Consider the following 21,736-nt stretch of genomic DNA (forward strand, 5'->3'; position numbering starts at 1 on the left):
CGGTTATGGCCGCAGCCTGATCAACCCAAATCCCTGAATCTGGCGGGCAGCAGAATCCTGAAACGTCACGTCAAGCTGGAAACGAGGGCCGGGACGCAAACTATCGGCCCGGTAGCTGAACGCTACGAAAGGTTGAACGTGTTCTTCTTCCCGCAACCGGTACCCAAGTTTGTACAAATCGATAACCGGCCCGTACGTGCGGGCCTGCTCAATGATGGGCAGCGCAGCCGTCCGAAAAGCCGCTAGAGGCAGTTGCCTTTGTGCTTCGGGGCTGAGATGCTCATAGGCCGTATTCCAGTTGCCCGCCAGCAGTGCCAGCAGAAACTGCCGCGCTACCTGCACCTGCGACGACTGGGTCTGCTGCGCCTGCAAGGGCACTACACACGTCAGCAGAACAGCTAGTACACCGATGTAAAAGCTCCGAACTGAATAGCTGCGTTTCATATTCCGAAGGCCAAGGTGAGCTAGTTAAGCACGGTAAGTTGTAGTGTAGTCAGGCGCAGCTGAACTACCCGGTTACTGCACTACTATCCGCCGGACCATCTGCTGGCCTGCTCCTCCTACGTGCAGCAGGTATAGTCCGGACGGCATCTGCGTTGTTTCAATTCGAGCCCACGTTCCGCCCATCACTATCGAGGTACCGGTTACCGGCCTTCCCAACGCGTCCGTCAGCATGGCGGTCAGTGGTTGGGTTGCCCTAGGGTTGCTCAGTTTCACCAGTATAGGGGCTCCCCTCTCCACAGGATTCGGCTGTACCTCAATCCCGGTTGCGGAAGCGGCCAAACCAGTGGCGGTTACACTGCCCGTAACGCGTAGGGCTAATGCCCGAGAGTTGTTGTTCTCATTCGACTCAATAACCATATTCCGAGGGTCAATCATGACCACCAGATAGTAATTACCGGGGGCGGTAGTAAGTGGCACAGTAAGCACAGGAGCCGAAAAAATACTCCCCACGCCTGTTCCCCCACCAGTTACCCCTCCCAGACTACTGTTAGTCACGGTGCCCAGTAACACGTCACTGGCCGCCGAAAAAACGGTATCAACCGACAGATAAAAGCCGATTTCATGGGCAGCAGCGCCCACAGGTCCCCGGTTGTAGATAAAGGAAAACACCCCGGTGCTGCCACCGGCCGGCAGTGCACTGAACGACAGCGAAGGCCGCCATAACTCCAGATCCGGTAATGCCACCGTTCCGGTGGTAATAGTGAGCGGGAAGCTTACTACGTTGTTTGTCTCATCGGATTCCCGCTCGGCATTCAACGGATCAGCCACCAGCACCAACCGGTAAGAGCCGTCTGGTACCAGCGGGAAGCGGGCCGTAACCGCGCAGGTACCCGACTGCCCCGGAAACAACAGCGACTGGCACGTTGTCCCCAGAAAGGTATCGGTAGCATCCCACGTAGCATCTCCCGACAAATAGTAGCCAATGCAGTTGAACTGGGAGCCGTTTGTGCCCTGGTTTTTTATGTTGGCCGCCATGTAGGCAGTTCCTCCGGCCAGCACGGAGGTAGGAGTATCAAACGGGGCCACAACAACCAAATCGGGTTGGTTCTGGCCTTGCGCGGATACGGAAAGACAGCTCAAAATTGCCCAAAGAGTTAATAGCAGTATAGTTTTCATCATACGTTGCGTCAATGACCGTCTTGGATAGAACTACTTCTTTTCCGCTGGCACCAGCAGGAACACGTCTTCGCCGGGCCGCTTCATAATGTATTTCTCGCGGGCAAATTTCTCCAGCAACTCCGGACTGCTGAGCAGCTCGGCTCGGTCACTTTTCACCTTGTCAATTTCGCGCAGGTAGTACTGCTTATCGGTTTGCAGCTCCTGCCACTTGGCGTACATATCGTATTGCTTCACGAAGTCGTTGGCATCAAACAGGAACATCCACACCAGAAACGCTACTCCGGCTAGGAAGTAGAAGCTGCGCAGAAAGCGCGGAACCCGTTCAAATATTTCCAAAGCACTCATCACGATACAAGTAAGGCGGATGTTTTATGAGCCACATGCTGGTATTCAGAGTTGGGCTAAACAAATATCCGGCATTTTCCCCATTCCGGCTTCATCTGATTCCGGGCCCCTTCTACCACGAAAAACGGCACCGCCGCCCATAGGCAACGGTGCCGCTCAACAGAAATCCGGTCATTCCGGGAAATCCGTCTGAATCCGCGAATTACATTTTGCGGCCGGGGAAGTAGGCCACTTCGCCCAGTTCCTCCTCAATGCGGAGCAGTTGGTTGTACTTGGCCATCCGGTCGGAGCGCGAGGCCGAGCCGGTTTTGATCTGACCGGTGTTCAGGGCCACGGCCAGGTCGGCAATGGTGTTGTCCTCCGTCTCGCCCGAGCGGTGGCTCATGATGCTCTTGTAGCCATTGCGGCGGCCCAAGTTGATGGCATCAATCGTCTCCGACAGCGTACCAATCTGGTTAACCTTGATGAGGATGGCGTTGGCAATCTGCTCGTCAATGCCGCGCTGCAAGCGGTTTACGTTGGTCACGAACAGGTCGTCACCCACCAGCTGGGTGGTTGAGCCGATGCTGTCGGTGAGGGCCTTCCAGCCGCTCCAGTCGTCCTCATCCATACCATCCTCAATGCTGATGATGGGGTATTTCTTGGTCCAGTCGGTCCAGTACGATACCATTTCCGACGAGGTCAGCTTGTCGCCGGTGCTCTTCTTGAAGTGGTAATGACCATCGGAGTAGAACTCGGAAGCTGCCGCATCCATGGCAATCATTACGTCGTCGCCGGGCTTGTAGCCAGCCGTTTCAATGGCCTGCAGTACAATCTTGATAGCATCTTCGTTGCTCTTGATGTTGGGTGCAAAACCACCCTCGTCGCCCACGTTCGTGCTGAAGCCCTGCTTCTTGAGCACGTTTTTGAGGTGGTGGAAGATTTCCGTACCCCAGCGCAACGCCTCCGAGAACGAAGGAGCGCCCACTGGCATAATCATGAATTCCTGGAAGTCGATACTGTTATCGGCGTGTGAGCCACCGTTCAGGATGTTCATCATGGGCACGGGCAGCGTGGTGGCGTTTACGCCGCCCACGTAGCGGTACAACGGCATGCCGGCCTCGGCAGCAGCGGCGCGGGCAATGGCCAGCGAAGCCCCCAGGATGGCGTTGGCACCCAAGTTGGCCTTGTTAGGCGTACCGTCCAGCTCCAGCATGATCTTATCGAGCAGGCCCTGCTCGAACACCGAGAAGCCCACCAGCTCCTCGGCAATTTTGGTGTTCACGTTTTCCACCGCCTTCAGCACGCCTTTGCCCATGTACTTGGCTTTGTCGTCGTCGCGTAGCTCCACGGCTTCGTGTTTGCCGGTGCTGGCGCCCGAAGGCACAGCCGCGCGGCCCACGGTGCCGCTCTCGGTGGTCACGTCCACCTCAATGGTTGGGTTACCGCGCGAATCGAAAATTTGACGAGCGTGAATTTCGGTGATAATGCTCATGAGAGAAAAGTTGGTTGAGTAAGGAATACAACGCCGTGCGCCGCAGCGCCTGCGCCCACCGGGCCGAGTTACCGCGTTGCGGGAGCAAGGTACTCAATTGGTCGTTTTTGCCCAGTGCGAAATCCGGCAGTTGCCAAGCCAGCACCGAAAAAAGCGCATAGCGCACTATCCTTCCAGCCAGCGGCGGAATTCCGGGGTCTGGGCGGTACTGGTCAGCAGCGGCTTGCCAGGCAACCCGCGCAGCGTTACGGCCAGCCGGTTGTTGAAGTAGGCTTCGCTTTTCTCCACAAAAGCAATGTTTACCAGCTCCGAGCGGTTCAGCCGCCCAAAGCGGGTGGGGTCGAGCTGCCGCTCCAGCTCCGTGAGCGTGCCCTGCAACGGATAGCGCGCCCCGGCGCGGTCCACCGCGAATACCACACCTTCATCGGCCTGCATGTAGGCCACTTCCTCCACCGGCAGCACGTACAGGCCGTTGCGCATCCGCACCGAAAACCGCTGCTTGTACTGGGGCTGACTGTTTTGCCGTAGCGCCTGGCTTAGCTCGCGCAACACATCCGGTGTTAAAACCCGCGCGGGTTCTGGTACGGGGCGGCCCAGACTGGTTTTCAGACCGTGGTATTTAGCCAAAGCTTCCTGAAACTGCTCGTAGGTAAAGGGCTTGAGCAGGTAGGCAATGCCGTTACCGCGAAAGGCCGGTAGCAAAAACTGGTCGTAGGCGGTGGTGAAGATGATGGGACAGGTTACTTGAAACCGCTCGTACAACAGGAATACGTTGCCATCCAGCAATTCAATATCGGAGAAAATCAGGTCCGGCATGGAGTTGGTTTGCAGCCACGCCAGGGCTTTTTCCACGCTCCGCAGCACGGGCGGGGCAGCCCCGGTTGCCCCGCCGGCCTGCCGCAGAAACTCCACCGTCTGGCGCGCGGCCAGTTCCTCGTCTTCCAGAATCAGAATATTCATGCGTGTTTCCGTTAAACTGCCGGCCCAGTCTGCCCCAGCGGCACGACCGGAACCGTCACGGCAAAAAAGACGGGGCTCTGCGCTACCTCAATGCCGCAGCTAAACAGCAGGCGGTACCGCTCCCGCAGGTTATCCAGCCCCGTCCCCATCGACTCAACAGCCGTGAGCTTTGGCCGGCGGGGATGCGAAACCGTCAGGGCCACCGCTGTTACCGCAATGGTAATAACCAGCGGGTTTTCCTCGTCGCCGGCGTTGTGCTTGATGGCATTTTCCACCAGTAGCTGCAACGTACCCGGCACTACCAACAGCTGCCGCAAGCGGGCTGTGGGAGTTATTTCCTCCCGAAAGTCATACGCTGCCCCAAAGCGGTGCCGCAGCAGGTAGATGTACTCCTGCACAAACTGCAGCTCTTCACTCAGCGGCACCACGTCCTCCTCCTTATAGCGGATAAGAAAGCGGTAGAGCGAAGCGAAGCGGTTCAGAAACTCATGCGCCTCCGCCGGGTCGTGCTGAATCAGGCCGCGCAGCACATTGAGATTATTGAATAAAAAGTGCGGGTCGAGTTGCGCTTTCAGGTTACGCAGCTCACTTTCCGTCTGGGCTTGGCGGGTGCGCAGCAAGGTATGCTGCAGGTTCACATACCGTTTGCCGGTGAGCAGCACGGCCAATAGACCGTAGCTTTTGGCGTGGGCCACCGCCCCCAACACAATGCGCCCACCCGACAAGTCGATGCGGTGCCCCAGCAGACTCCCGTATAACAACAGATACAGTCCGCCACTCAGTAGCAACAGCACCGGCAGCTGCGCCAGCCCGCGCCACCAATTGCGGCTCAGAAACAGCGGCAGAAACCGCTCCACCAGCACGGCCACCATAGCGGTGTCCAGCAGTACTGTCACGGCCACTACCGGCAGCACCCGCCACCAGTCCCAGCCCGTATCCGCCACGTATTGCAGCAGCAACACCGGTGCTACCACGGCCCAGTAGCCGCCTACCAGCTTCTTATCGGAGCCGGTGGCCCACCGGCGCACCCCGGAAAGTCTCATAGTCACGTAGTCAATAGCGCATAAGATACCGGTTCCCGGGATGCCGCCCACTACGGTACCAGCGGCGTAAGAGCCGGCGAGTTACGCACCAGCACCAGATACTGCACGTACGCCGTGGCCGGCAAGTCGGCCCGGAACCGGATTTGCTGGCCCGCCGGTATGCCCGGCGCGTACGTCACCCGTATGGGTTGCCGGTTGGTAGTTGCCGTTGGCGCGTTCAGCCGGAAGATGGTGGTGCTGCCCGGCTGCGTGCGGCGTTTCAGCTCTTCCAGGCCCGCAATCCGCGTCAAGGGGCCATCATGGTTGAATTTGTCGCTCGGTGTAAACCGCTGGCCGGGAGCCTGCCAGGCAACGGGCAGAAAGCTGGTCGGCATCAGCAGCTGGCACTCCGAAAATACGCACAGCAACGAAACCACCTTATCCCGCACCGGCAGGTCACTCTGGCGTACCAAACCGGCAAACAGTGTCGTTCCGCTTTGCATCGGGCTTTGCAGCACGTGCGCCAGCCCCCACATACCATATAGCTTCTCTCCCTCCAGGTGTAGCCCCAAATACAGCTCCCGGAAATTGGCGAAGATATTCCGCTCCCGCACCACCATGTTCCGGCGGTCATAGGCCACGTTACGCAGCAAATGCGTCAGGTCGAACAACGCTTTATCAGGCTTGCTCCCGGCCAGCACCCGCATAGCCCGCGTAGCTCCGCCAGCAGCCTGCTCACCATTCTCACGTTGCAGCCAGGTAGCTACCGAATCGAGTTGCCCCCGCACTGCCGGCGGCAACATCAGCCCGCGCGTCAGCACCCGCAGATACTCGGCTGCCAACGGCAAATCCTGCAACTGGTCAATGCCCAGCACCTTGATGCGGCGCTGGGCTGGTAACGTCTGATTCCAGCTGCGCAACTTTTGAAACTTAGCGCGCATGGCCGTATTAGCCCACTGCGACCCATCGGCCTGCCAGCTGCGGAATGCCAGGTCCAAGGTCGTCTCTTTGCCAGTGCGCAGGTACTCATTCAGAAAATAGGCATTGGCACAGTCCAGTTCCCCCACGTACGTGCGTACTCCCGCCCGCTGGTTCAAGTGCTGCAGTAAGGCCAGATCAATTTCCTGGGGCCGCTCCGTTCCGTGTGCTTCTCCCAACAGGAATAACTGGTTGTCATAAAAACTAGCCTCAAACTTTGGAAACGCCATTGGCTGCCCAAGCGGCACCGTGGCCTGCGGGACGCCCGCGAATACCGCCGTATCTGGCGTCATGCTCTGTGCCCGGCCTGAATGCATGAAGCAGCAATAAATCAAAAGAGCTAATGCGGCAAGTCGGAGTCTGAACTGGAAGTACAGCATGGTCTGTAAGAATGAGTGGTTGACTGCCTCAAATCACCTATTTCTGCTTCTGTTCCTCTACTCCGTTTCCTTCAGTTCACTTATAAACCTCCTGAACTGTGTAAAACAAGGGGTGAAGTAAAACAGCAAGGGGCTGCACCTCACGGTACAGCCCCTTGCTGTTTGTAAGCTTGGCGCTTACTGAACTAACTACTCAGCAGCCTTCTCCTCGCGAGTTTCGCCGTCTTTCAGCGTTTCGGTAGCCGTGTCCTCAGGAGCCGAAACTTCCGTGGCAGCAGCTTTGGCCTTCTTAGCGGGCTTGTCTTCAGCTACTACTTCAGCCGACGATTCGCCTTCAGCCGTAGCCTTTTTCTTGCCGCGCGAACGACGGGTAGTGGCTTTGGCTTCAGCCGCGTTGTTGGCCTCCAGCAGGGTTTCGTTGAAGTCAACCAGCTCGATGATGCACATCTCAGCGTTGTCACCCAGACGGGTAGCGCTCAGCTTAATGATGCGGGTGTAACCGCCGGGACGGGTAGCAATTTTAGCCGATACCGTACCGAACAGCTCCTTCAGGGTCTCCTTGTTGTTGAGAACCGAGAAAACCAGACGACGCGAGTGCGTGGTGTCGCTCTTAGATTTGGTGAGCAGGGGCTCTACGAATTTACGCAGGGCTTTGGCTTTCGCTACCGTGGTGGTGATCCGCTTGTGCTGAATCAGCGACGAAGCCATGTTCGAGAGCATGGCATTGCGGTGCGAAGCCGTCCGGCCGAGGTGGTTGATGGTTTTACCGTGACGCATAAAAAAGAAAAAGCGTGAGCTTGCGGGCAACGACCACGGCGGAAAACAACCCGCTACTGCCGGCTATTCTCACATTAGAACCGTTGCCCCTCGGGGCTCACTAGGTTAAAAGTGTGAAGGGGGTGCAAAGGTAGGAAATACCTAGGCAAAAAAAATGTGCTGCCATGAAAATGTGCACATTGCACCATCCTCACAGTCAGCACACTTTTCGCTTACGAAAAGCTTATTCTTCGTCGAGCTTGTATTTACCCAGGTCCATCCCGAAGGTCAGACCTTTTTCCTCTACGAGGTTCTCCAGCTCAGTCAGCGACTTCTTACCGAAGTTGCGGAACTTCATCATGTCAGCCATGTCGAGCTGCACCAAGTCGCCGAGGGTTTTGATGTCGGCAGCCTTGAGGCAGTTGTAGGCGCGCACGCTCAGATCCATATCCGCCAGCGGCGTCTTCAGAACTTTGCGCATGTGCAGCGTCTCCTCGTCCACCGTTTCCTCCTCTTCGGCTTTCACCGTTTCGAAAGTCATGGTGCTGTCGGAGAACAGCATGAAGTGTTGGATCAAAATGTTGGCCGCACCTTTCAGCGCGTCCTCCGGGTGAATCGAACCGTCGGTGTGAATCTCGATAACGAGCTTCTCATAGTCGGTTTTCTGCTCTACCCGGGTGTTTTCGATGCTGTACTTCACGTTCTTGATAGGCGTGAAGATGGCATCGATGGCAATCTGACCGAAAACCTGGTCGGCAGGCTTGTTTTCCTCAGCGGGAACGTAGCCACGGCCTTTCTGAATCGTGAACTCAAACTCCAACTCGGTGTTTGGGTCAACGTTGCAGATAACCAGATCCGGGTTCAATACCTGGAAACCGTTGGTGAACTTGTTGATGTCACCGGCCGAGAACGTGTCCTGACCTTTTACGCGCACCGTGATTTTGTCCTCGATGGCGTCGCTCACTTTCTTGAAGCGAACCTGTTTCAGGTTCAGGATGATTTCGGACATGTCCTCAATCACCCCTTCAATGGTCATGAACTCGTGCAGTACGCTGTTGGTGCGAACCGACGTGATGGCATAGCCCTCCAGCGACGACAGCAGGATGCGGCGCAGAGCGTTGCCGATCGTGACGCCGTAGCCTTTCTCCAGCGGTTTGAATTCAAACGTTCCGTAGAAGTCGTCGGATTTCTCCATCACAACCTTCTCCGGCATTTGAAAAGCTAAGATTGACATAAGTGGGGCGGTTTGTTAGTATTGAGTAAAAGGTATTAGGTAGTTAGACAAAATGTCCCGATACCCAATACCCAATACCTGAATCCATGTAAAAAAGTCGAAGCAGAGAAACGGCCCGGACTGCCGGGCCGTTCCAAAAATTACTTCGAGTACAGCTCGACGATCAGCTGCTCCGTGATTTTCTCCGGAATCAACTCACGCGAGGGGGCACTAATGAACTTGCCCACCATGTCCTTGCCGTCCCACTCCAGCCACGAGAAAGCACGCGCGTTGCGGGCGCTCAGGCTCGTGGTGATGGCTTCCAGCGACTTCGACTTCTCACGTACGGCAACAACGTCACCGGCGCGGAGTTTGTACGAAGCAATGTTTACAATCTCACCGTTCACGGTGATGTGCTTGTGCAGAACGAGCTGACGAGCGGCCCGACGCGTAGGCGCAATGCCCAGACGGTAAACCGTGTTGTCCAAACGCGACTCCAGCAAAGCCAGCAGATTATCACCGGTGATACCGGGCAACGCAGCCGCTTTGTGGAATAGGTTTTCAAACTGCTTTTCCAGTACGCCGTACATGTACTTCACTTTCTGCTTTTCCATCAGCTGGACAGCGTACTCGCTCTGCTTCTTACGACGGCCACGACCGTGCTGGCCGGGGGGGTATGCTTTCTTGGTGAGTGCCTTGCTCGGGCCGAAGATCGGCTCATTGAAGCGACGGGCAATCTTGGTTTTGGGACCAGTATAACGTGCCATTTCGGAGTTGTTGAGTGTTGAGGGGGTTGAACCGTTCGGCGTAAGATCAGAATCCGGTGCAGCCACCTAAAGGCAGCAATAACCGGCGTTCCGGGCCGATAGTTCGGGTCACGTAACTAAACGCGACGACGTTTGGGAGGACGGCAGCCATTGTGGGGCAGCGGCGTCACGTCCTTAATGGTCGTTACCTCAATACCCACGTTACCCAGTGTACGGATGGCCGACTCACGGCCAGCGCCCGGACCCTTCACGAATACTTCGGCTTTACGCATGCCCAGGTCATGAGCAACTTTACCGCAATCCGTCATCGCCATTTGAGCGGCGTAGGGCGTGTTCTTCTTCGAGCCACGGAATCCCATCTTACCAGCCGACGCCCACGAAATTACTTGGCCGTTGTTGTTGGTGATGGAGATGATGATGTTGTTGAAGGAGGCTTTGATGTGTACCTGACCTACTGGTTCAACAACGACAACGCGCTTCTTGGCTTTGTCTTTTCTTTTTTGTGCCATTTGGTTATCGCAAAAAACTGCGGAAGGTGTTGAAGCCCGCCCCTGCTAGTGAGAGGTCGGGCTTCGATTCCCGCTACAGATTATTTAGTAGCCTTTTTCTTGCCAGCAACGGTCTTGCGCTTGCCCTTGCGGGTACGCGAGTTGTTTTTGGTACGCTGACCACGAACCGGCAGCCCTTTGCGGTGACGCAGGCCACGGTAGCAGCCAATGTCCATCAGGCGCTTGATGTTCAGCTGCACTTCCGAGCGCAGAACACCTTCGGTCTTGTATTCGGCAGCAATTACGCCGCGGATTTCGCCAGCTTCGGCTTCCGTCCAGTCTTTCACCTTCTTATTCAGGTCAACGCCTGCTTTAGTAAGGATTTGCTGGGCCGAAGCACGACCGATGCCGAAAATGTAGGTCAGCGCGATTTCACCGCGCTTGTTGTCTGGGATATCTACCCCTGCAATACGAGCCATGTGTTGAGTTTGGGTTTTTGGCGAGTTAGGGTCTTGGGGACCTGGTTTCGGTTAGGACAGTTTTCCTTCAAAAACCAAGTCCTCAGGACCCGAAGTCCCCAACTTCCAGTTGACTACCCTTGACGCTGCTTATAGCGCGGGTTCTTTTTGTTGATAACGTAGAGCTTGCCCTTGCGGCGGATGATTTTGCAATCAACGCTACGCTTCTTTACGGAGGTTTTGACTTTCATGTCGTCGGGTTATTTGTAACGGTACACAATGCGTCCCTTCGACAAATCGTAGGGCGACATTTCGAGTTTTACCTTATCTCCCGGCAGAATCTTGATGTAGTGCATCCGCATTTTGCCCGAGATGTGGGCAATCAGCTGGTGACCATTCTCCAGCTCCACGCGGAACATGGCATTGGATAGGGCTTCCAGGATAACACCGTCCTGCTCAATGGAAGTTTGTTTGGCCATAAGGCTACTGTAAGGCTTTTTCTATGTATTCGAAGGAGGTGAGTATTTCCGCCTTGTCTTTACGAACAACTACCGTGTGCTCAAAGTGTGCCGAAGGCTTCAGATCCTTGGTCCGGATGGTCCAGCCATCCTTTTCTTGAATCACACTCTTCGTGCCGAGGTTTACCATGGGTTCAATGGCGAGGGTCAAGCCAGTCTGCAACTTGAGCCCCGATCCACGTTTGCCGTAGTTCGGGACATCAGGTCGCTCATGCAGCTTCTTGCCAATGCCGTGACCGACCAGCTCCCGCACTACTCCGTATCCTTGTTTCTCAACATGGTTCTGGATAGCAAAGCTGACATCGCCCATCCGGTTACCCGCCACTGCCTGCTCAATACCGAGATACAATGACTTTTTGGTCTGCTCTAGCAACTTGGTCACCTCGGGAGCCACCTCTCCTACCGGATAGGTATAGGCACTGTCCGCGTGGTATCCATTAAGTAAAACCCCGCAGTCGATCGAAACAACATCCCCGCTCTTCAGCGTGTAGTCGCCCGGAAAACCGTGCACCACCACCGAGTTTGGCGAGATGCAGAGGCTGTACTCAAATCCATTGTAGCCTTTGAACGAAGGCTGACCGCCGTTATCTCGAATGAATTCCTCTGCGCGCTGATCCAGCTCCCGCGTAGTAATTCCTTCCCGAATCAGCTTGGCTACTTCGCCGTGGGCCTGAGCCAGTACCTTCGCACTGGCCCGCATGAACTCAATTTCTTCCTCGGTTTTGTAAACAATCATCTTATTTACGAAGCGAGTGCAATGTTACGCGAGCGGCCACGCTCCTTGCCGGTTTTCATCATGCCATCATAATGACGCATGAGCAAATAGCTTTTCACTTGGTTCATGGTATCCAGTACCACACCTACCATGATGATAAGTGACGTACCACCAAAGAACTGCGCGAAGGGGCGGGTTACGCCGGCCACAGTAGCCAAGGAGGGCAGAATGGCAATAACAGCCAAGGCTACTGCTCCGGGCAACGTAATTCGGGTCAGCACCTCATCAATGTATTCTGAGGTGTCACGGCCGGGCTTTACGCCCGGAATGAAACCACCACTACGCTTCAGGTCGTCCGCAATTTGGTTGGGGTTGACGCTAATAGCAGTGTAGAAATATGTAAAGATGATGATGAGCAAACCGAACACAACGTTGTATACCCAGTGATTAGGCTGAAACCACGTACCAATAAGGCCAGCGGTTTCGCTATCCTTATTCCAAGCGGAAGCAGCAATAGCAGGTACAAACATTAATGATTGAGCGAAGATGATTGGCATAACGCCAGCCGCATTCACTTTCATCGGGATATACTGGCGTTGCGAGCTAAGCGAAGCTGCACCACCAATCTGCTTGGCATACTGTACCGGAATCTGGCGAACGGCTTGCGTGAGGATAATCACCGCCATTACTACCAAGAACAGCACAACCAGTTCAATCAGAAAAACCAGCGAGCCACGCATGGTGCGGGCCTGGGCTTCCCCAATCAAGGCACCAGGCAGACGGGATACAATTCCGATCATAATAATCATCGAAATACCGTTGCCAATACCTTTGTCCGTAATCTTCTCACCCAACCACATGCAGAACAGCGTACCAGCTGTTACAATCATGGCAGTAGATATGGTGAAGAAGACGCCCGGATTTAGAATTGCATCCGCGTTAATTGTTGCAATGAAGCCGACTGACTGCAACGCAACAATTGGGATGGTCAGAACACGCGTGTACTGGTTGATCTTCTTACGCCCCGACTCGCCTTCCTTCTGGAGTTTCTGGAAGTAAGGCACGGCAATCGTGAGCAGTTGCAACACGATAGACGCCGAGATGTAAGGCATGATGCCTAACGCAAAAATCGAAGCATGGCTGAAGGCCCCGCCGAGGAGAGTATCCAAAATACCCAATACCCCAGTGGCGCCTCCTTGTTTTAGCCGTGTCGGATCGACGCCAGGCAGCACCACGTAAGAACCCAGCCGGTAAATGGCAATGAAAAAAAGCGTATTGAAGATCCGCATACGCAGATCTTCAATCGCAAAAATGTTCTTAATCGTGGTGATGAACTTGTTCATTGCCAAGTAAGCTTACAGCGTCACAGCTTTGCCACCAGCCTTCTCGATAGCCTCAACAGCCGATTTGGAGAAAGCATGAGCATGTACTTCCAGAGCCTTGGTTACTTCCCCACGACCCAGTACTTTGATTTTGGCATTCTTCGAAGCCAAACCAGCCGTTACAAAGAAAGCAGCATCCAGCGTAGCGGTGCCGCTCTCGGTCAGAGCAGCCAGCACATCCAGATTGATGGCTTTGTACTCTACACGGTTGATATTCTTGAAGCCAAACTTAGGTACCCGACGCTGCAGGGGCATCTGGCCACCTTCGAAGCCCGATTTCTTGGAGTAACCCGAACGGGACTTGGCACCTTTGTGACCGCGCGTCGATGTGCCGCCACGGCCGGAACCCGTACCACGGCCAATACGCTTTTCATTGCGCGTAGCACCGGTGGCGGGTTGGAGATTGCTGAGATTCATTTTCGGGAGATTCCTAGAGTTCGGTTACTTCCAACAGGTGCTTTACGGCATTGATCATGCCAGCAACCTGAGGCGTATTTTCTACGCTTTTGGTGCTACCCATTTTGCCGAGGCCGAGGGCCTGCACAGTACGCTTCTGACGCTCGGGGCGGTCAATAACGCTTTTTACGAGTTTGATTTGGATCTGCGCCATCTGCTCTTAACCGTTAAAAACTTGGGAGAGAGTAATGCCGCGAGCCTGTGCGATTTGCATGGGGTCACGCATTTTCAGCAGAGCGTCGAAGGTAGCTTTTACCACGTTGTGAGGGTTCGAAGAACCTTTCGACTTGGCAAGTACGTCTTTGATACCAGCGCTTTCGAAAACAGCACGCATAGCACCACCAGCAATTACACCGGTACCAGCAGCAGCTGGCTGAACCAGCACGAAGCCGCCCGAGTATTTGCCTTCCATGATGTGGGGAACCGTGTGCTTGTACAGCGGAACCTTCACCAGGTTTTTCTTTGCGTCGTCAATGCCTTTAGCAATGGCGTCGGTTACTTCGTTGGCTTTGCCTAGACCGTAACCTACGGTGCCGTTGCCGTCACCTACTACCACGATGGCCGAGAAGCTAAAGCGACGACCGCCTTTTACTACTTTGGCTACGCGGTTGATAGCAACCACTTTCTCTTTCAGATCGGAGTCACCGGTACGTGACTCTTCCTTCCGGTCATTGCCGCGACGGTCATTGCCACCACCACGACGGTCATTACCACCGCCACGGTTGTCGCCGCTACCACCACGAGGGCCGTTGTTAAATTCTGCCATGATGATTTAGAAATTGAGGCCGCCTTCGCGGGCTCCTTCTGCCAATGATTTTACGCGGCCGTGGTAGAGGTAACCGGAGCGGTCAAATACCACTTTCGAAATTCCTTTTCCAGTAGCACGGGCGGCAAGTTCTTTGCCGACTGCGGCGGCGAGGGCGACTCCGTTGCCCCCTTCCACCGAAACGTGCTTCGAGGAAGCAGACGCCAACGTGTGACCGGTCGTGTCATCAATAATTTGAGCATAAATGCCCGTATTGCTGCGGAACACCGACAAACGCGGACGCTCGGACGTGCCAGCCACCTTAGTGCGGATGATGCGCTGGATCCGTTTTCTTCTAGTTGCTTTATCGAAAGCCATGGTGTGATATTATTTCGAAGCTGTTTTACCAGCCTTACGACGAATTTGCTCACCCACGAAGCGCACGCCTTTGCCTTTGTAGGGCTCAACTTTGCGCAACGAGCGAATTTTAGCGGCCACTTGGCCCAGCAACTGCTTATCAATGCTGGTCAGGGTAACGATAGGGTTTTTACCCTTTTCCGTTACAGCCGTAGCAGTCACCTCTTTCGGCAGTGCCAGGAAGATGTTGTGCGAGTAGCCCAGCGAAAGCTCCAAGGTAGTACCAGCCATAGCGGCTTTGTAACCTACACCTACCAGCTCCAGCTTCTCTTCCAATCCGTTGCTCACACCGCTAACAGCGTTGTTCAGCAATGAACGATAGAGGCCGTGCATAGCTTTATGACGCTTCTGCTCGGTGGGGCGAGTTACTACTAGCTGGCCGTCTTCGGTAGCTACGGTAATGTCGCGGTCAACTGGAACCACCAAAGTGCCTTTAGGGCCTTTCACGGTTACCGTGTTTTCGTTGCTCACTTCAATCTGCACGTTATCGGGCAGGCTGATGGGCAGTTTACCAATGCGTGACATAGTCTCTGTTTCCTTTCAGATTAGTAGACGTAGCACAGCACTTCGCCGCCCACGTTCTCGGCTTTCGCCTCTTTCTCCGTCATTACGCCCTTCGACGTCGACAGAATTGCAATACCCAGACCGCTCAATACGCGGGGCAGGTTCTCCACGTGAGCATACGTGCGCAGACCAGGCGAGCTGATGCGCTCCAGCTTGGTGATAGCGGGTTTTTTGGTAGCCGGATTGTACTTAAGAGCGATTTTAATCGTGCCTTGTACAGCAGCATCATCAAACCGGTAGCTCTGAATGTAGCCCTTCTTGTAAAGCACCTTCGTAATCTCCTTTTTGATGTTGCTGGCCGGGATTTCTACTACCCGGTGGTTTGCCTTAATGGCATTGCGTACCCGGGTCAGGTAGTCGGCAATTGGATCTGTGTTCATTCGATTGTAAAAATGAAGCGCCCGTTTTTTAGGGAGCCGCAAAGATATGAAAATTTCGCCGCCACGGAAAGAGGCGACGAAATTTTCGATTAAGACTACTCAACTCGGCTGGTTAAAGCTCGGCTGATGGTTTCTTTCGGCAACCTGCCAAATATCATTGCTTTACACAGCAGAGCTGCTGGAGCAACAACCAGTGGTTCTACCAGCTGGACTTGGTTACACCGGGGATTTTGCCGGCGAGAGCCATTTCGCGGAAACGCACGCGGCTAATGCCGAATTTGCGCATATAACCACGGGGACGGCCGTCGATTTTGTCGCGGTTGTGCAGACGCACGGGCGACGCATTGCGCGGCAGTTTGTCCAGGCCTTCGAAATCACCAGCTTCTTTCAGAGCCTTGCGCTTCTCGGCGTAACGGGCTACGGTAGCGATACGCTTCCGCTCCCGTGCTTTCATTGATTCCTTAGCCATTGTTCTGTTTCTTGGCGTTAGCGAACGGCATTCCGAAGGCTTTGAGCAGCTCATAGCTTTGCTCATCGTTTTCGGCCGTCGTTACGAAGGTAATATCCATACCGGAAATCGATTTGATTTTGTCAATCGAAATTTCCGGGAAGATGATTTGCTCTTTCACGCCCAGGGTATAGTTGCCCCGGCCGTCAAAGCCTTTGTCGTTGATACCTTTGAAGTCACGAACACGGGGCAGAGCCACGGTCAGCAGACGGTCCAGGAATTCGTACATCTGCTCACCGCGCAGGGTAACGCGAGCACCGATGGGCATTCCTTCGCGCAGCTTGAAGTTCGAAACCGAACGCTTGGCAATGGTCGGAACAGCTTTCTGGCCGGTGATGATGGTCAATTCATCAACACCATTATCTACCAGCTTCTTGTCAGCTACGGCAGCACCAATACCGCGGTTAATGCAGATTTTGGTGATGCGCGGTACCTGCATGATGCTCTTGAACTGGAATTTCTCCTGGAGCGCTGGTACTACTTCTTTCTGATACTTTTCTTTCAGTCGTGCCATGGTCGTAGAGCGGATTAGGCGTTGGCCGAGTCTACGCGCTTCACGTTGCTCACGTGAATCGGTGCCTCGATCTTGGTGATGCCGCCCTGGGGGTTCTTCGCACTGGGTTTGTTGTGCTTGGTTGCCAGGTTCAGGCCTTCCACGATAACACGCTGCGTCGAACGGTTAACCGACTTAATGGTGCCGGTTTTACCTTTCTCATCACCAGAAATCACCAGTACGGTGTCGCCGGTTTTTACGTGCAGCTTCGCGGGTGCAGCTTTCAGTTTCGTTGCCATTGCTTAGAGAACTTCAGGAGCCAGCGAAACGATCTTCATGAATTGCTTTTCACGCAGTTCACGGGCAACTGGGCCGAAGATGCGGGTACCGCGGGGCTCGTCGTTATTGTTGAGCAGTACGGCGGCGTTATCGTCGAAACGAATGTACGAACCGTCTTTGCGGCGTACTTCTTTCTTCGTGCGAACCACTACTGCTTTTGAAACAGTGCCTTTTTTGGCATTGCCGGAGGGAATAGCCGACTTGATTGCAACTACAATCTTGTCGCCTACGCTGGCGTATTTCTTGCCCGTGCCACCGAGGACACGAATGCAAAGAACTTCTTTGGCGCCGCTGTTATCAGCGACGGTCAGACGGGATTCTTGCTGTATCATCTTACTTGGCGCGTTCTACGATTTCTACCAGTCTCCAGCGTTTGTTCTTGCTCAGTGGGCGCGTACCCATGATGCGAACCGTATCACCTTCGCCACACTCGTTATTCTCGTCGTGAGCCATGAATTTGGTCGACTTGGTAACGAATTTGCCGTAGATGGGGTGCTTCATCTTGCTTTCCACAATCACCGTGATGGACTTGTCCATTTTGGCAGAGGAAACGCGGCCAATGATTTCTTTGCGCAGGTTCCGCTCAGTGGCGGCAGCAGCCTGCTGTTCTTCGTTGATTGCCATCGTTAGTTAGCAGAGTTAGTAGCCTGCTCGTTCTCGCGACGCTTCAACTCGGTCAGCAGACGGGCGACATTTTTGCGGGCTTGCTTCAGACGAATCGGGTTTTCCAAGGGCGAGATGGCGTGCGCGAAGCGCATGGTCTGACCGCTGGTCTGCTCGGTTTTGATCTGGGTTTTGAGGTCCTCAATGGAGAGGGCACGGATATCGGCGTTCTTCATCTTACTTGCTTTCTACGTAGTCGCGACGAACAACAAAAGTGGTCCGAACCGGCAGTTTTTGCGCGGCTAGACGCAGCGACTCCTGCGCTACTTCCAGCGTAACCCCGTCGGATTCGAACATAATGGTGCCAGGCTTCACGCAGGCTACCCAATACTCGGGCGAACCTTTACCCTTACCCATCCGCACTTCAGCGGGCTTCTTCGTAATCGGCTTGTCGGGGAAGATGCGGATCCACACCTGACCTTCGCGTTTCATGGCGCGGGTCATGGCGATACGGGCTGCCTCAATCTGGCGAGCCGTAATCCAAGCCTGTTCCAGCGACTTGATGGCGAACGAACCGAAGTCAATGGAGCTGCCGCGATGCGCTAAACCGTGCACGCGACCCTTTTGCATCTTGCGATACTTGGTCCTTTTCGGTTGTAACATGAGTTATCTTGAATTAAAATTCGAGAGAAAGAAATGGGTTAGCGACGCGGAGCGCCACCACCCTGACCACCGCGGTTCTGACCACCTGGGCCACCACCACGGCGCTGGCCACCAGCACCCTGACCGCCGCCGGCACCCTGACCACCACGGTTATCACCGCCGCGGCCTTCGCCACCACGGTCACGACGTGGGCCACGGTCACCACCACGGTCATTCCGGTCGCCACGTGGGCCACGGTCGTTGCGGCTGTCGCCACCCTGACCACCAGCAGGCTGCTGGTTAGGCGAGAGGTCGGGCTTACCGAACACTTCACCGCGCATTACCCACACTTTGATACCGATTTTGCCATACACGGTCTGAGCTTCCGACAGCGCATAGTCGATGTCAGCGCGCAGCGTGTGCAGCGGAGTGCGGCCTTCTTTGTATTGCTCGGAACGAGCAATTTCAGCACCACCCAAACGGCCACCGCACTGGATTTTGATGCCTTCGGCACCAACGCGAATAGCAGCCTGAATAGCCATTTTCATGGCGCGACGGAACGAGATACGAGCCTGGAGCTGCTGAGCGATGCTCTCACCTACCAGCTTAGCGTCGAGTTCCGGACGCTTGATCTCGAAAATGTTGATCTGAACGTCTTTGCCGGTAATCTGCTTCAGCTCGTCTTTGATCTTATCCACTTCGGCGCCGCCTTTACCGATTACCACACCCGGACGAGCCGTGTTGATGGTAATGGTAACGCGCTTCAGCGTACGCTCAATCACGATGCGGCTAATGCCACCTTTCGGGATACGAGCCATGATGTATTTGCGGATTTTCTCGTCCTCTACCAGTTTGTCGGCAAAGTCCTTGCCGCCGTACCAGTTCGAGTCCCATCCTTTAATGACGCCCAGACGGAAGCCAACCGGATTTACTTTCTGTCCCATAGTGCTTATGCGGTGGCTTCTGCCTTGGTTTCAGTGGATTTCTTAGCCGAGCTACGACGAGTCTTGGGCTTGGCTTCGGCCGAGCCCTCAGTGCCTTTCGTCTCAGCAGCCTGCTTGGTGGCGGCTTTGCTGCCCAGCGGTTCTACTTTAGAGTCGATGATCAGCGTCACGTGGTTGCTACGCTTGCGGATGCGGTGACCGCGACCCTGGGGGGCGGGGCGCAAACGCTTCAGCATGCGGCCTTCGTCCACGAAAATCTCTTTGATGTAGAGGTTTGCGTCTTCGATGCGCTCATCTTCGTTTTTCTGCTGCCAGTTGGCCAGAGCCGACAGGAGCAGTTTCTCGATTTTAGGAGCACCCGAGTTGGCCTCAAATTTCAGCAGGCCCAGAGCACGAGTCACTTTCTGACCGCGTACCAGGTTGGCCACCAAGCGCATCTTGCGCGGCGAGGTGGGCACGTTCCGGAGTTTAGCTACTGCTTCCATGATTAGCGCTTGCCTTTATCTTTCTTGGCGATATGGCCGCGGAAGTTACGGGTCGGGGCAAACTCACCGAGTTTGTGTCCTACCATGTTCTCCGTTACATACACCGGGATGAACTTATTGCCGTTGTGAACGGCGAAGGTGTGGCCAACGAAATCAGGCGAAATCATCGAGCGGCGCGACCAAGTCTTCACCACCGACTTTTTGCCGGACTCATCCATTGCCGTTACTTTCTTCTCGAGCCGGAAGTCAATGTACGGCCCTTTTTTTAGTGAACGTGCCATTGCTTACTTCTTGCCTTTGCGGTTAACGATGAGCTGCTCGGAGTACTTGTTCTTGTTCCGGGTCTTCTGACCTTTCGAGAAGATACCGTTACGGCTGCGTGGGTGACCACCCGACGACTTACCTTCACCACCACCCATGGGGTGATCGACAGGGTTCATAGCAACACCACGAACGCGCGGACGACGACCCAACCAGCGGTTGCGGCCGGCTTTGCCCAGACGAACGTTCATGTGGTCGCCATTGGAAACAGTACCAACCGTGGCCATGCAGGTAACGAGTACCATGCGCATTTCGCCGGAGGGCAGTTTTAGGGTGGCGTACTTGTCTTCGCGGGCTACCAATTGAGCGTAGGTACCGGCCGAGCGGGCCATTGCAGCACCATTACCGGGCATCAGCTCGATATTGTGTACAATGGTACCCAGCGGAATCTCGCGCAGGGGCAGAGCATTACCAACTTCCGGAGCAGCGCCCGAACCCGACACAACACTGGCACCTACGGTAACACCGGCAGGAGCAATGATGTAGCGTTTCTCACCATCAGCGTATTGCAGCAAGGCAATACGGGCGGTGCGGTTAGGGTCGTACTCAATCGTCTTCACCGTGGCCGGAACGCCGGCTTTGTCACGCTTGAAGTCGATGATACGGTATTTGGCTTTATGACCACCGCCGATGTAGCGGTTGGACATTTTGCCCGAATTGTTACGGCCACCGGAGTTTTTCAGGGGTGCCAACAGCGACTTCTCCGGCGTCGACGCAGTAATCTCGTCGAAGGCCGGGGCGATGCGGAAGCGCTGACCCGGTGATGTTGGTCTTAGTTTTTTGAGTGCCATTACTCTTGCTTAGGAAAAATCTCTTGGCGGGAAAGTAGGCTTACAGGCCGTTGTAGAAGTCGATGATATCGCCCTCTTTTACGGTCACGATGGCTTTCTTGCCATGCGGACGACGGCCGGAAACGGCACCGCCTTTCGTGAACTTCGATTTCACTTTGCCGATGGTGCGGATGGTGCTGATGCCCAAAACCGTCACGCCATACAGCTGCTCAATCTCTTTCTTGATCTGAACTTTGTTGGCGTCGATAGCCACTTCAAAAGCGTACTGGCTTTTCTCGTTCAGACCCGTAGCCTTTTCAGTTACGATGGGTTTCTTCAGGATGCTCATTACTCAGCAGTGGTATAGAGTTGTTCCAGTGCGCTCAACCCATCTTCTGACAACAGCAGGGTATCGGTGTTCAGTAGGTCGTGAGTGTTCAGAGCTACGGGGGTAGCTACGCTCACGCGCTGAATGTTACGGGCCGACAGAACAACGTTCTTATCAACCGAGCCGGTTACCAGTAGAGTCTTGCGGCCGTTGTTCAGCTTCAGACCAGCCAGGATGGCGGCAAACTCCTTGGTTTTGGGGGTCGACAGGGAAATATTTTCCACTACCGATACCTTACCGTCTTTAGCTAGTGCCGACAGAGCCGACAGACGAGCCAGACGCTTGGTTTTCTTGTTCAGTTTGAAGCCGTAGTCGCGGGGCTGAGGACCGAAAATCCGGCCACCACCTACGAATACACCCGACTTCATGCTACCTGCGCGGGCGCCGCCAGTACCTTTCTGCTTCTTCAGCTTCTTGGTAGTGCCGTGTACTTCGTTACGCTGCTTCGACTTGTGCGTGCCCTGGCGCTGATTGGCCAAGTACTGCTTTACGTCGAGGTACATCACGTGCTCATTCGGCTCCAGGCCGAAGATGGCGTCGGACAGGGTAACCTTGCGGCCGGTGTCCTCACCTTTGATGTTGATTACTGACAGTTCCATCTT

34 protein-coding genes and 1 pseudogene are annotated in these 21,736 nt (G+C 54.8%); all 35 read right to left on the reverse strand.

Features of this window, described 5'->3' with window-relative positions:
- Nucleotides 1-3: 3 nt before the first annotated feature.
- The 35 genes and pseudogenes from HSW_RS18630 to rplD all read right to left on the reverse strand — a co-directional run bounded on the left by HSW_RS18630 (nt 4) and on the right by rplD (nt 21,733).
- Entirely contained in the window at nt 4-444 is a 441-nt protein-coding gene (locus HSW_RS18630; protein WP_155833056.1) for a hypothetical protein, read from the reverse strand.
- Nucleotides 445-516: 72 nt separating this feature from the next.
- On the reverse strand, nt 517-1,584 hold the full coding sequence (locus tag HSW_RS18635; RefSeq protein ID WP_197031911.1) for a CARDB domain-containing protein: 1,068 nt from the start codon (nt 1,582-1,584) through the stop codon (nt 517-519).
- A gap of 69 nt (nt 1,585-1,653) precedes the next feature.
- Complete coding sequence (locus tag HSW_RS18640) at nt 1,654-1,959, reverse strand: FtsB family cell division protein (protein WP_394332376.1); 306 nt, start codon at nt 1,957-1,959, stop codon at nt 1,654-1,656.
- A 211-nt stretch (nt 1,960-2,170) separates the two neighbouring features.
- On the reverse strand, nt 2,171-3,442 hold the full coding sequence (gene eno / locus HSW_RS18645) for a phosphopyruvate hydratase (RefSeq protein ID WP_044003225.1): 1,272 nt from the start codon (nt 3,440-3,442) through the stop codon (nt 2,171-2,173).
- A 165-nt stretch (nt 3,443-3,607) separates the two neighbouring features.
- On the reverse strand, nt 3,608-4,402 hold the full coding sequence (locus HSW_RS18650) for a LytR/AlgR family response regulator transcription factor (RefSeq protein WP_044003226.1): 795 nt from the start codon (nt 4,400-4,402) through the stop codon (nt 3,608-3,610).
- Between the two features lie 11 nt (nt 4,403-4,413).
- The gene (locus HSW_RS23110) at nt 4,414-5,445 is read right to left on the reverse strand and encodes a sensor histidine kinase (RefSeq protein WP_155833057.1); all 1,032 of its coding nucleotides are present in this window, start codon (nt 5,443-5,445) and stop codon (nt 4,414-4,416) included.
- A 50-nt stretch (nt 5,446-5,495) separates the two neighbouring features.
- Nucleotides 5,496-6,695, reverse strand: a complete 1,200-nt coding sequence (locus HSW_RS18660) for an erythromycin esterase family protein (protein ID WP_044003227.1) — start codon at nt 6,693-6,695, stop codon at nt 5,496-5,498.
- Between the two features lie 276 nt (nt 6,696-6,971).
- A complete protein-coding gene (gene rplQ, locus HSW_RS18665) occupies nt 6,972-7,559 on the reverse strand; it encodes a 50S ribosomal protein L17 (RefSeq protein ID WP_044003228.1) in 588 nt (195 codons plus the stop codon).
- A 223-nt stretch (nt 7,560-7,782) separates the two neighbouring features.
- Nucleotides 7,783-8,772 carry a DNA-directed RNA polymerase subunit alpha gene (locus HSW_RS18670; protein ID WP_044003229.1) on the reverse strand — a complete coding sequence of 330 codons (990 nt, stop codon included), beginning with the start codon at nt 8,770-8,772 and terminating at the stop codon, nt 7,783-7,785.
- A gap of 140 nt (nt 8,773-8,912) precedes the next feature.
- Entirely contained in the window at nt 8,913-9,518 is a 606-nt protein-coding gene (gene rpsD, locus HSW_RS18675) for a 30S ribosomal protein S4 (protein WP_044003230.1), read from the reverse strand.
- A gap of 116 nt (nt 9,519-9,634) precedes the next feature.
- Nucleotides 9,635-10,027, reverse strand: a complete 393-nt coding sequence (rpsK, locus tag HSW_RS18680; protein ID WP_044003231.1) for a 30S ribosomal protein S11 — start codon at nt 10,025-10,027, stop codon at nt 9,635-9,637.
- A gap of 80 nt (nt 10,028-10,107) precedes the next feature.
- On the reverse strand, nt 10,108-10,485 hold the full coding sequence (gene rpsM, locus HSW_RS18685; RefSeq protein WP_044003232.1) for a 30S ribosomal protein S13: 378 nt from the start codon (nt 10,483-10,485) through the stop codon (nt 10,108-10,110).
- A 113-nt stretch (nt 10,486-10,598) separates the two neighbouring features.
- Complete coding sequence (gene rpmJ / locus HSW_RS18690) at nt 10,599-10,715, reverse strand: 50S ribosomal protein L36 (protein ID WP_044003233.1); 117 nt, start codon at nt 10,713-10,715, stop codon at nt 10,599-10,601.
- Between the two features lie 9 nt (nt 10,716-10,724).
- Entirely contained in the window at nt 10,725-10,943 is a 219-nt protein-coding gene (gene infA, locus HSW_RS18695; RefSeq protein WP_022822146.1) for a translation initiation factor IF-1, read from the reverse strand.
- A 4-nt stretch (nt 10,944-10,947) separates the two neighbouring features.
- Complete coding sequence (map, locus tag HSW_RS18700; RefSeq protein ID WP_044003234.1) at nt 10,948-11,718, reverse strand: type I methionyl aminopeptidase; 771 nt, start codon at nt 11,716-11,718, stop codon at nt 10,948-10,950.
- Between the two features lie 5 nt (nt 11,719-11,723).
- Nucleotides 11,724-13,040: a preprotein translocase subunit SecY gene (secY, locus tag HSW_RS18705; RefSeq protein WP_044003235.1), complete on the reverse strand. Its 1,317-nt coding sequence runs from the start codon at nt 13,038-13,040 to the stop codon at nt 11,724-11,726.
- A gap of 12 nt (nt 13,041-13,052) precedes the next feature.
- Nucleotides 13,053-13,496, reverse strand: coding sequence for a 50S ribosomal protein L15 (gene rplO / locus HSW_RS18710; RefSeq protein ID WP_044003236.1), 444 nt, complete (start codon nt 13,494-13,496; stop codon nt 13,053-13,055).
- A 13-nt stretch (nt 13,497-13,509) separates the two neighbouring features.
- Nucleotides 13,510-13,689: a 50S ribosomal protein L30 gene (gene rpmD / locus HSW_RS18715; protein ID WP_044003237.1), complete on the reverse strand. Its 180-nt coding sequence runs from the start codon at nt 13,687-13,689 to the stop codon at nt 13,510-13,512.
- A gap of 6 nt (nt 13,690-13,695) precedes the next feature.
- Nucleotides 13,696-14,301 (reverse strand): 30S ribosomal protein S5, encoded by a 606-nt coding sequence (gene rpsE / locus HSW_RS18720; protein ID WP_044003238.1) that lies wholly within the window; start codon nt 14,299-14,301, stop codon nt 13,696-13,698.
- Nucleotides 14,302-14,307: 6 nt separating this feature from the next.
- Complete coding sequence (gene rplR, locus HSW_RS23850; protein ID WP_044003239.1) at nt 14,308-14,658, reverse strand: 50S ribosomal protein L18; 351 nt, start codon at nt 14,656-14,658, stop codon at nt 14,308-14,310.
- A gap of 9 nt (nt 14,659-14,667) precedes the next feature.
- Complete coding sequence (rplF, locus tag HSW_RS23855) at nt 14,668-15,222, reverse strand: 50S ribosomal protein L6 (RefSeq protein WP_044003240.1); 555 nt, start codon at nt 15,220-15,222, stop codon at nt 14,668-14,670.
- Nucleotides 15,223-15,242: 20 nt separating this feature from the next.
- Nucleotides 15,243-15,641 (reverse strand): 30S ribosomal protein S8, encoded by a 399-nt coding sequence (gene rpsH, locus HSW_RS18735; RefSeq protein ID WP_044003241.1) that lies wholly within the window; start codon nt 15,639-15,641, stop codon nt 15,243-15,245.
- Nucleotides 15,642-15,840: 199 nt separating this feature from the next.
- A complete protein-coding gene (gene rpsN / locus HSW_RS18740) occupies nt 15,841-16,110 on the reverse strand; it encodes a 30S ribosomal protein S14 (RefSeq protein ID WP_044003242.1) in 270 nt (89 codons plus the stop codon).
- Complete coding sequence (gene rplE / locus HSW_RS18745) at nt 16,103-16,663, reverse strand: 50S ribosomal protein L5 (RefSeq protein ID WP_044003243.1); 561 nt, start codon at nt 16,661-16,663, stop codon at nt 16,103-16,105. The genes rpsN and rplE overlap by 8 nt, the downstream gene beginning before the upstream one ends.
- Before the next feature lie 29 nt (nt 16,664-16,692).
- A pseudogene (gene rplX / locus HSW_RS18750) lies at nt 16,693-16,941 on the reverse strand (50S ribosomal protein L24); the annotation flags it as partial.
- A gap of 3 nt (nt 16,942-16,944) precedes the next feature.
- Entirely contained in the window at nt 16,945-17,313 is a 369-nt protein-coding gene (gene rplN, locus HSW_RS18755) for a 50S ribosomal protein L14 (protein WP_044003245.1), read from the reverse strand.
- Nucleotide 17,314: 1 nt separating this feature from the next.
- Entirely contained in the window at nt 17,315-17,605 is a 291-nt protein-coding gene (rpsQ, locus tag HSW_RS18760) for a 30S ribosomal protein S17 (protein ID WP_052346614.1), read from the reverse strand.
- A gap of 2 nt (nt 17,606-17,607) precedes the next feature.
- Entirely contained in the window at nt 17,608-17,820 is a 213-nt protein-coding gene (gene rpmC / locus HSW_RS18765; RefSeq protein WP_044003246.1) for a 50S ribosomal protein L29, read from the reverse strand.
- Nucleotide 17,821: 1 nt separating this feature from the next.
- Complete coding sequence (rplP, locus tag HSW_RS18770; RefSeq protein WP_044003247.1) at nt 17,822-18,247, reverse strand: 50S ribosomal protein L16; 426 nt, start codon at nt 18,245-18,247, stop codon at nt 17,822-17,824.
- 38 nt (nt 18,248-18,285) lie between these two features.
- Complete coding sequence (gene rpsC, locus HSW_RS18775; RefSeq protein ID WP_044003248.1) at nt 18,286-19,170, reverse strand: 30S ribosomal protein S3; 885 nt, start codon at nt 19,168-19,170, stop codon at nt 18,286-18,288.
- Nucleotides 19,171-19,175: 5 nt separating this feature from the next.
- Nucleotides 19,176-19,655: a 50S ribosomal protein L22 gene (rplV, locus tag HSW_RS18780; protein ID WP_044003250.1), complete on the reverse strand. Its 480-nt coding sequence runs from the start codon at nt 19,653-19,655 to the stop codon at nt 19,176-19,178.
- Between the two features lie 2 nt (nt 19,656-19,657).
- Complete coding sequence (gene rpsS / locus HSW_RS18785; protein ID WP_044003251.1) at nt 19,658-19,936, reverse strand: 30S ribosomal protein S19; 279 nt, start codon at nt 19,934-19,936, stop codon at nt 19,658-19,660.
- A gap of 3 nt (nt 19,937-19,939) precedes the next feature.
- Nucleotides 19,940-20,767, reverse strand: a complete 828-nt coding sequence (gene rplB / locus HSW_RS18790) for a 50S ribosomal protein L2 (protein WP_044003252.1) — start codon at nt 20,765-20,767, stop codon at nt 19,940-19,942.
- A gap of 40 nt (nt 20,768-20,807) precedes the next feature.
- Nucleotides 20,808-21,095 carry a 50S ribosomal protein L23 gene (rplW, locus tag HSW_RS18795; protein ID WP_044003253.1) on the reverse strand — a complete coding sequence of 96 codons (288 nt, stop codon included), beginning with the start codon at nt 21,093-21,095 and terminating at the stop codon, nt 20,808-20,810.
- Nucleotides 21,095-21,733: a 50S ribosomal protein L4 gene (gene rplD, locus HSW_RS18800; RefSeq protein WP_044003254.1), complete on the reverse strand. Its 639-nt coding sequence runs from the start codon at nt 21,731-21,733 to the stop codon at nt 21,095-21,097. Before rplD ends, rplW begins: the two co-directional genes overlap by 1 nt.
- Nucleotides 21,734-21,736 lie beyond the last annotated feature (3 nt).

It is taken from the genome of Hymenobacter swuensis DY53 (assembly GCF_000576555.1).
Taxonomy (GTDB): domain Bacteria; phylum Bacteroidota; class Bacteroidia; order Cytophagales; family Hymenobacteraceae; genus Hymenobacter; species Hymenobacter swuensis.